The following is an 8,696-nucleotide window of genomic DNA, read 5'->3' on the forward strand; positions in this document are numbered from 1 at the left end:
TTTGAGCTAATTCCTTGCTGGTATTTCCAGATTCGAACTTATGCATTATCAGCAATGATGAAACCAAAATTAGAAATATGAAAATACCAGCTCCCGAAATCAACAAAATATGTTTCATTCTGGCTCCCGCGTAAAACATCATGCAAAAGCAAATTGCGAAAATAATTACTCCTGTCGATAGGTTTGAGTACGCAACCAATAACGAAACAATTACGGATATTATTAAAACAAGTGATAATCCGGATTTAAAATCTGACAATTCATTTTGCTTTACTGTCAGTACATAAGCTACAAACATTATCAAAGCCAGCTTAGCCAAATCGGAAGTTTGGAAAGTAATTCCCAGTATTGGTATTCTGTTCCAACGGGCTGCACTGTTGACAACGTCGCCTGAAACTAAAGTGTATATCAAAAGCGGTATAGCTATAAATATAGCCCACCTAGCAATATTGGCATAGAAAGGATAATTTACCTTGTGAGCCACGTACATAAAAATCAAACCCAAAGTAACAATAACAAAGTGCTTTTGAAAGTAATATTCGGTGTCGCCGCCTTTTTCGATAAAAGCCAACAGACCTGTTGAGCTATAAACAGCCAACAGCGAGATGACCGACAGTATAATTACTAATCCCCAAATTACTTTATCACCTTGCAGTTTGATTTTAAATTTAGACATATCTTATAGAGCTCTTACAATTTTTTTAAACATATCTCCTCTTTGCTCGAAATTTTCGAACAAATCGAAGCTGGCACAAGCCGGCGAAAGCAAAACGGTATTTCCTTTAGTGGCTATCTGATAAGCCGTCAATACCGCCTGCTCCATTGAACTTGTGCTATAAATAGATTTTACCAAAGGCGAAAACTCTTCGATAATTCTATCGTTATCAACACCTAAAGCAATAATGCTTTTAACTTTTTTATCGACTAAAGTCTTTAGTTTGTGATAATCGTTGCCTTTATCAACTCCGCCAACAATCCAAATAACCCCGTCGTTGGGCATAGTTTCTAATGCGTACCACGAACTATTTACGTTGGTAGCCTTCGAGTCGTTGATGTAGGTTACACCGCTGACTTTAGCCACAAACTCCAACCTGTGCGGAATATTTTCGAATGTTGCAAGTGCAGTTTTTAGCGACTCATTTCTGACGTTAATCATTTTTGACGCTATACTTGCCGCCATAGTGTTGTAAACATTATGACTTCCTTGCAATGCTAATTCTTCTATTTTCATATCAAATTTTGTATTGTTTATTTCAATGTTAATTTTATTATCTTGAACGTAAGCGTTTGAACCTTCAAACCTCTGAATACCAAAGCTTAACAAATTACTTTTTATTTGCATTTTCGAGATGTTGTTTGTTGTAGCATCATCTTCGTTGCAGTATATCAAGTAGTCATTGCAGTCTTGATTTTGAGCGATTTTGAATTTAGACCTTACATAATTATCAAATTTTCCATCGTACCTGTCCAAATGGTCGGGTGTAATGTTTGTAAGTATTGCTATGTAAGGCTTAAATTTTTCGATAGTGTCTAATTGAAAAGAACTGACTTCAACAACCCAATAGTCGTGCTGTCCTTCAGCGACCGATTTAGCAAAGCTATTACCGACATTTCCGCACAACTCAGCATCAATATTCCTATTGATAAGTATATGGTGCAAAAGAGTTGCAGTAGTAGTTTTTCCGTTAGAACCGGTAATTGCAATTATTTTTCCTTCGGCAAACCACGATGCAAATTCAATTTCGGAAATTAATTGTATTTGGCTTTCCTTTATCTTGCCGATAATCGGTGCAGTTAAGGGAATACCCGGACTAACAATAACAATATCGGAACTCAAAATCACATTTTCAGAATGTTTGTTTTCCTCAAAAGCTACTTCAATATTTTTTAGAACTTTTTTGTGCGGCTCTTTTATTTTGTTTGTATCGGACACCCACACATCGTATCCTTTGTTTTTCGCCAAGATAGCAGCACCAATTCCGCTAATGCCTGCTCCGAGTATTGCTACCCTGCCCTTCATTTATCGTATTTTTAGAGTTACAACAGTTAAAATAGCTAATATTATTCCTATGATGAAAAACCTCATTACTATTTTAGGTTCTTTGTAACCTTTCTTTTGATAATGGTGATGCAACGGAGACATCAAGAAAACGCGTTTGCCAACTCCTGTTCGCATTCTGGTATATTTAAAATACGAAACCTGAATTAGCACCGAAAGGCTCTCGATTAAAAATATACCGCACAAAATGGGTATCAAAAGTTCCTTTCTGATAATGATAGCATACGTTGCAATAATACCGCCCAAAGCCAAACTGCCTGTGTCTCCCATAAACACTTGTGCAGGATAAGTATTGTACCACAAAAATCCTATACAGGCTCCCACAAAAGCGCTCATAAAAATTACCAACTCGCCGGAATTGGGTATGTACATTATGTTCAGATAATCGGCAAAGACAATATTACCGCTAACCCACGCCAGCAGACCTAAAGTTACTCCTATTATTGCAGAAGTTCCAGCAGCCAGACCGTCTATTCCGTCAGTTATATTGGCTCCGTTAGATACACCAATAACAATAAATACAACTATTACAAGGTAAACTATCCACGATAAGTATTTGTTTTTTACTCCGAACACGCCTAAAATGCTACTATAGTCGAATTCGTTGTTTTTTACAAAAGGTATTGTGGTTTTGGTAGATTTTGTCGGAACCTTGCTAAAATTAGCACTATGGTCTTGTATTTTTTCAAATCCTGATAAAGAATCGGAATTGTGAACGGTAAATTCTTTTGTTTGAACCACCTTTTCTCTTATTTCAACCGAAGGATTGAAGAAAATAACGCTCGCCACCACTACTCCTGCAACAATCTGACCTATAATTTTAAACTTGCCTTTCAAGCCTTTTTTATCGTGTTTGTAAACTTTTATGTAATCGTCGAGACCGCCGATAAATCCTAACCAAACGGTAACGAATAGCATCAGCAAAACGTAAACATTGTCTAACTTAGCAAAAAGTAAGGTTGGAATAATTATAGCACCTAAAATGATAATTCCGCCAATTGTGGGTGTTCCTTCCTTTTCCTTTTGTCCTTCCAATCCCAAATCTCTGATAGTTTCACCAATTTGATTTTTTTTCAGAAAATTGATTATGTATTTACCTAAAATCATACTGATAAACAGCGATAAGGTAGCAGCCAACGCCGACCTGAACGATATGTATTGAAACATACCGGCTCCGGGTAAATCATACACTCTGTCTAAGTATTCGAACAAATAGTAAAACATTACAAATTATTTTTAGTTAAACAATTTTCAACCTCAACTTTGTCGTCGAACGGATTTCTGACTCCGTTGACTTCCTGATATTTTTCATGTCCTTTTCCTGCAATCAAAATCACATCGCCTTTGTTTGCCAAATGCACAGCTGTTTGTATAGCCTCGCGTCTGTTTACAAGGGTTAAGCATTTATCTCTGTTTTTTGCCGACACTCCTTTAAGTATTTCGTTTATAATACTTTGTGGCTCTTCGCTACGCGGATTGTCGGAAGTGATAATAATTTTATCAGCCAAACTTGACGCAATATCGCCCATAACCAGTCGCTTATCGTGATCGCGGTCGCCACCGCAACCGAATACAACGATCAGTTTTTCGTTTAAAGTTCTGACGTCGTTTATTGTGTCTATAACATTCTTCAATGCATCTGGAGTGTGTGCATAGTCGATTATAGCAACTATATCATCTTTGCCTCTTACCATTTCAAACCTTCCGGGAGCTCCTGTCAAACTGCTAACTCCCAAAACAACCTCATCTTTATTCAAACCTAAATTTATGAGCGTTGCATAAACCGCCAATAGGTTGTACGCATTGAAACCTCCTACCAATCTAGTCCAAAAGTCTATGTTGTTTATCTCCATTTGCATTCCCAAAAGAGATTGCTCTATAATTTTTCCTTTAAATTCTGCCGGAGAAGTCAAAGAATAGTAGTATTTCTTAGCTTTTGTGTTTTGCAACACTACGGTTCCGTTCTTGTCGTCAATATTTGAAACTGCAAATGCCGTTTCGGGCAATGAGTCGAAGAAACTTTTTTTAGCCTTTATGTACTCTGCAAAGGTTTTGTGATAATCTAAGTGATCGTGTGTGAGATTGGTAAACACAGCACCCGAAAAATGCAATCCGTAAACTCTGTTCTGATGCATAGCATGAGAACTTACCTCCATAAAAACGTACTCGCAATGACTGTCGACCATTTGTCGCAACAGTTTGTTTAAAGTAATACTGTCGGGAGTTGTATGTGTTGATGGTATTGTAGTATCGCCTATTTTATTTTCTACAGTAGAAATAAGTCCTGCTTTACAATCGGATTGCATAAAATACTTATACAACAAAGTAACAACTGTAGTTTTACCGTTGGTTCCGGTAACTCCAACAAGTTTTAAACTTTTTGAAGGATGCTGATACCAATTAGCAGCTATTTCGCCAAGTGCTTTGCTTGTGTCATCTACTTGAATGTAAATAATATTGGGCTGCAAAACTTCGGGAATATCTTGCAACACTATACATACGTTTCCTGCACCTATGGCTTTGTTTATGTACTTGTGTCCGTCTGAATTCACACCCTTGACTGCAACAAATAAACCCGATTTATTATCCTGCCTCGAATCCATACTAATACCTTTTATATCGGTATTCAAATCGGATTCCGAGATAAGATTGTATTTTATATTCGACAATAAATCAATCAGTTTCATATTGTTACAATTTTTGAGCAATTGACTTCTGGTTCTTTACAGATAAATTTAAATTCACCTGTTTAACATTGCTTATATCTGTTCCTGGTGCGGGCTCTTGCTTATCAACAAACCCCTGACCGCTAATATTTACTTTCAAATTCAATTTCTGACAAATAAATGATGCATCTTTTATGCTCATTCCAATAAGGTTTGGCATTTTTCCGTCTATATTATTAATGTCAACAACTTTTTTTACCGTAGTTTTGTTTGTGCTATCGTATTTATATGCCAACCATTCGTTGTTAGCAGCTTGCTTATGGTTGTACTGCAAAAAATTTGATACATTGTAAATATCACTTGAATTTCCAACTGTAAGCGGGTTTGCAATTTTGCTTTTGGCAGAATCGGAGATTGTGTAAGCAAATTCGTCGGAATTGGCATACAATCTATCGGCTATATCTCTAACAACGGGAGCAGCGACACTTCCACCGTAAATACTACCTTTTGAAGGATCGCTAATCACAACTATAACCGTGTATTTTGGGTTTTCTGCCGGAAAGTAGCCCGCAAACGAAGCGTTGTACCTTTTGGGTCCACCCTTTTTCATATCGTCGGTAATTTGAGCTGTACCTGTTTTACCAGCAAAACGATAAATTGAGTTTTTGAGTCGGCTACCTGTTCCCTCATCTACAGTTTTTTCTAGCAGATACTGCACATTTTTGATTGCCTTTTTTGAGGCTATCCTTTTACCAACCGTCTGCGGTTTATAATCGACCACAACCTCATTGTGTTTGGCAACTTTTTTCACAAAATGCGGTTTAACCATAATACCATCGTTAGCCACAGTATTGTAAAAGTTAAGCATTTGCAACGGCGTGATCATAACCTCGTATCCTATAGACATCCAAGGCAAAGATACCTTAGACCAAGTTTTTGACTTAGGCGAATTGATATATGGACTGGCTTCTCCCACAAGCTCGGTATTAACTTTCTCGTTTAAGCCAAAACTACACAAACGGTCGATGAATTTTCGAGGATTACTTCCATAAATTTCAGTAATAATAGTAGAAATACCAACGTTAGATGACGTTTGAAACAACTCTTGCACTGTTTCCACACCACCGCCAAGGTGGGAATCCTTCATTACTCTGTTGGCGTATTTTTTAACTCCGCCGTGAATATTGTATTTATCTGTAATTTTTAAGTCGGAGTCTTCAAATGCAGCCAAATACGATGCTAACTTAAAAGTACTTCCCGGTGATATACGCTCAGATATTGCATAATTATATGTTTCGATGTACTCGCCGTTTTTACCTCTTCCCATATTGGCTATAGCTAAGATTTCGCCTGTGGAAACTTCCATAACAATAGCTGTGCCGTGGTCGGCTTCGCTCATTTCCAATTGTTTCTTCAAAGCGCTTTCGGTAACTCCCTGCAAGTCTATATCGATGGTTAGCTGTACGTCGTAGCCGTCTTTCGGGTCAATATCATTGATTTCGCTGACGGGTCTCCATTTCAGTCCGGGTATTCTGCGGTATAATCGCTTGCCATCTATTCCTTCCAAATAATTATTAAACGAACCTTCAATTCCTCTTGTAAGCTCTTTTCTTTCGGGAGTGTAGTAGCCTATCAATCCGATTGCCATGTTGTCGTATGGATAAAGCCTTTTGGTTGTTTGCTCCAAAATTATTCCGCCTTTGTATTTTCCCAAATTAAAGAGCGGAAACTTCTTTACATCATTGGCTTCGTCAACGCTTAAATCTCGGCGCAACAGAAGGTATCTGTTGCCTAATGCTCTGTATTTTTGTATGGTATCTTTCAGCGATTTCCTTTTGCTTTTGTAATCACTGCGATAATAATTTTCGAAAGCTTTGCACAAATCGTCCAAATATAAATCGTAGCTACTGCTATCGGGCGACATGGCATCAAATCTTAAGTCGTAATAAAAATCGGAAGTAGCTAATAGCTTGTTGTTTCTGTCGAAGATATTGCCTCTATCACCTTCTACCGGAAAATATTTGTAAGTAACACTCTTATTTTCGTTTCTAAGGTCGTCGCCTTCAACGAATTGTATTTTTATTATTCTGCCAATAATTACTAAGCTCAACAGTAAAAAAGAGACATAGATAACTATGACCCTGCCGGGTTTTACAATCATGTCATCGTCTCTTTTGTTAGTTGCCATCGTTGATATATATTTTTAAAGGTGGAGTTATCATCTCTTCAAGTTCAAGTTCCTTAGCTCTTCTGACAACTTCCGAACGTTCGGTAAGTCGGGTTAGCTTGGTTTTAGTAGTTATGTAGTCGAAACGTAACTCCTTAATATTTCTTTTAGTTTCATTTATTTCAATTGCCACCTTATTGGCACTGTTATAGTTGAAAATGAGAATAATGCACAGCACAAACACATAAATGGTAAAAGGCACCCACTTTTTAATATCGCTCTCTTCAATAAAAACACCGACCAATATTCTTCGTGCAACAAGCAAAGCCTTACTTGGCTTGTTTTCTCCTTGTTCACGCTCGGCATTTGCAGCTTGCTCCTGCTGGGCTTGTTTAAATTCATTTTTCAACTTCCTGCTCATATCACCTTTTCAGCTATTCGTAATTTAGCACTTCGCGAACGCGGATTGGCTAGCAACTCGCTATCGGTCGGCACTATAGGTTTTTTGTTTACTGCTTTTATTATATTCTTTTGTCTTCCGTAAAAGTCTTTTTCAATAATTCCGTCTTTATTCCCTGATTTGATGAAATTCTTAACAATTCTATCTTCAAGAGAATGATACGATATAACCACCAATCTACCTCCAACATCAAGCACATCTATGGCTTGCTCCAACATATCCGACAAAACTCCCAACTCGTTATTGACTTCTATTCGCAACGCTTGAAAAACCTGAGCTAAGTACTTGTTTTGCTGTTCTCGTTTACAAAGTTTCACAGCTATGTTTTTAAGGTCTTCTACTGTTTTTATCGGACTGCTATTTCTGCTTTCAACAATTTTTGAACTAAGTAGTCTGGCGTTTTTTATTTCGCCATAATAAAAAAACACATCAGCCAATTGCTCTTCGGTGTAGTTATTGAGGACATCGGCAGCACTTTGTTGCCAATTTGTGTCCATTCGCATATCAAGGTCGGCGTCAAAGCGAGTTGAAAAGCCTTTTTCGGGAGTGTCTATTTGATAAGATGAAATTCCCAAATCGGCAATAATTCCATCGACCGGTAAACAATTCAAATACCTTAAAAAGTTTTTCAGATACTTAAAATTGTAATTTAATAATATGAATCTATCGTCGTCAATGGCGTTGGATAAAGCATCTTCGTCTTGGTCGAAAGCAATCAGCTTGCCCTTGCTGCTTAGCTTGCTCAATATTTCTTTTGAATGACCTCCACCGCCGAATGTAACGTCAACGTAGCAACCTTTTGGATTAATATTTAACCCCAAAATGCTCTCGTTTAACATTACAGGCAAATGATAGCTCATAGTTTTTATTCATTAATATTAACATCTCCCAAAATTTCTTCAGCCAAACTCGAAATATTTTCAAGTGTTGCTTCAACCGATTTATCAAACAATGTTTTGTTCCATATTTCTATGCGGTCGAAATTGGCAGTAAGAACGATATCGCTTTCAATTTCGGCAAATTGCAACAAGTCTTTTGGAATAAGCACTCGGCTACTTCCGTCAACATTAAGCTCACGCAAACCGGTTGTGTAGGCTCTAATAAAGTCGTTGTGCTTTTTTAGCATCTTATTGAGCTTACGGGTAATATTACTAAGATTAAGCTCCCAATTGGACGTAGGATACAATTCCAAACATTTGCTGAAAATGTGTTTCTTAATAATAAAACCGTCGCCAATAGCGTCTCCCAACTGGCTCTTGAATCCCGAAGGCATCAAGAACCTGCCTTTAGCATCGACTTTACACGTATATTCACCTCTAATTGATAGCATTATTAATTTTTTGG

At 37.4% G+C, this 8,696-nt stretch carries 8 protein-coding genes; all 8 read right to left on the bottom strand.

Annotated features, from left to right (window positions below; genetic code table 11):
* Positions 1-676 (bottom strand): FtsW/RodA/SpoVE family cell cycle protein (locus PHP31_09350; GenBank protein ID MDD3739483.1); only part of this gene is annotated, 676 nt, incomplete at its 3' end.
* A 3-nt stretch (positions 677-679) separates the two neighbouring features.
* Positions 680-2,020 (bottom strand): UDP-N-acetylmuramoyl-L-alanine--D-glutamate ligase, encoded by a 1,341-nt coding sequence (gene murD / locus PHP31_09355; GenBank protein ID MDD3739484.1) that lies wholly within the window; start codon positions 2,018-2,020, stop codon positions 680-682.
* The gene (gene mraY, locus PHP31_09360; protein MDD3739485.1) at positions 2,021-3,283 is read right to left on the bottom strand and encodes a phospho-N-acetylmuramoyl-pentapeptide-transferase; all 1,263 of its coding nucleotides are present in this window, start codon (positions 3,281-3,283) and stop codon (positions 2,021-2,023) included.
* Positions 3,283-4,746: a UDP-N-acetylmuramoyl-L-alanyl-D-glutamate--2,6-diaminopimelate ligase gene (locus PHP31_09365; protein MDD3739486.1), complete on the bottom strand. Its 1,464-nt coding sequence runs from the start codon at positions 4,744-4,746 to the stop codon at positions 3,283-3,285. The genes mraY and PHP31_09365 overlap by 1 nt, the downstream gene beginning before the upstream one ends.
* A gap of 4 nt (positions 4,747-4,750) precedes the next feature.
* Positions 4,751-6,913: a penicillin-binding protein gene (locus PHP31_09370; protein MDD3739487.1), complete on the bottom strand. Its 2,163-nt coding sequence runs from the start codon at positions 6,911-6,913 to the stop codon at positions 4,751-4,753.
* The gene (locus PHP31_09375; protein MDD3739488.1) at positions 6,903-7,313 is read right to left on the bottom strand and encodes an FtsL-like putative cell division protein; all 411 of its coding nucleotides are present in this window, start codon (positions 7,311-7,313) and stop codon (positions 6,903-6,905) included. The genes PHP31_09370 and PHP31_09375 overlap by 11 nt, the downstream gene beginning before the upstream one ends.
* Complete coding sequence (gene rsmH, locus PHP31_09380) at positions 7,310-8,212, bottom strand: 16S rRNA (cytosine(1402)-N(4))-methyltransferase RsmH (GenBank protein MDD3739489.1); 903 nt, start codon at positions 8,210-8,212, stop codon at positions 7,310-7,312. Before rsmH ends, PHP31_09375 begins: the two co-directional genes overlap by 4 nt.
* A gap of 5 nt (positions 8,213-8,217) precedes the next feature.
* A partial coding sequence (locus PHP31_09385; protein MDD3739490.1) for a hypothetical protein occupies positions 8,218-8,696 on the bottom strand: 479 nt, incomplete at its 5' end.

This window comes from Lentimicrobiaceae bacterium (genome assembly GCA_028697555.1).
Lineage (GTDB): Bacteria > Bacteroidota > Bacteroidia > Bacteroidales > UBA4417 > UBA4417.

What these genes read in the sequence shown, in the direction of transcription:
- murD (MDD3739484.1), bottom strand. Translation starts at nt 2,020, where the DNA reads ATGAAGGGCAGGGTAGCAATACTCGGAGCAGGCATTAGCGGAATTGGT.
- PHP31_09365 (MDD3739486.1), bottom strand. Translation starts at nt 4,746, where the DNA reads ATGAAACTGATTGATTTATTGTCGAATATAAAATACAATCTTATCTCG.
- PHP31_09370 (MDD3739487.1), bottom strand. Translation starts at nt 6,913, where the DNA reads ATGGCAACTAACAAAAGAGACGATGACATGATTGTAAAACCCGGCAGG.
- mraY (MDD3739485.1), bottom strand. Translation starts at nt 3,283, where the DNA reads ATGTTTTACTATTTGTTCGAATACTTAGACAGAGTGTATGATTTACCC.
- rsmH (MDD3739489.1), bottom strand. Translation starts at nt 8,212, where the DNA reads ATGAGCTATCATTTGCCTGTAATGTTAAACGAGAGCATTTTGGGGTTA.
- PHP31_09375 (MDD3739488.1), bottom strand. Translation starts at nt 7,313, where the DNA reads ATGAGCAGGAAGTTGAAAAATGAATTTAAACAAGCCCAGCAGGAGCAA.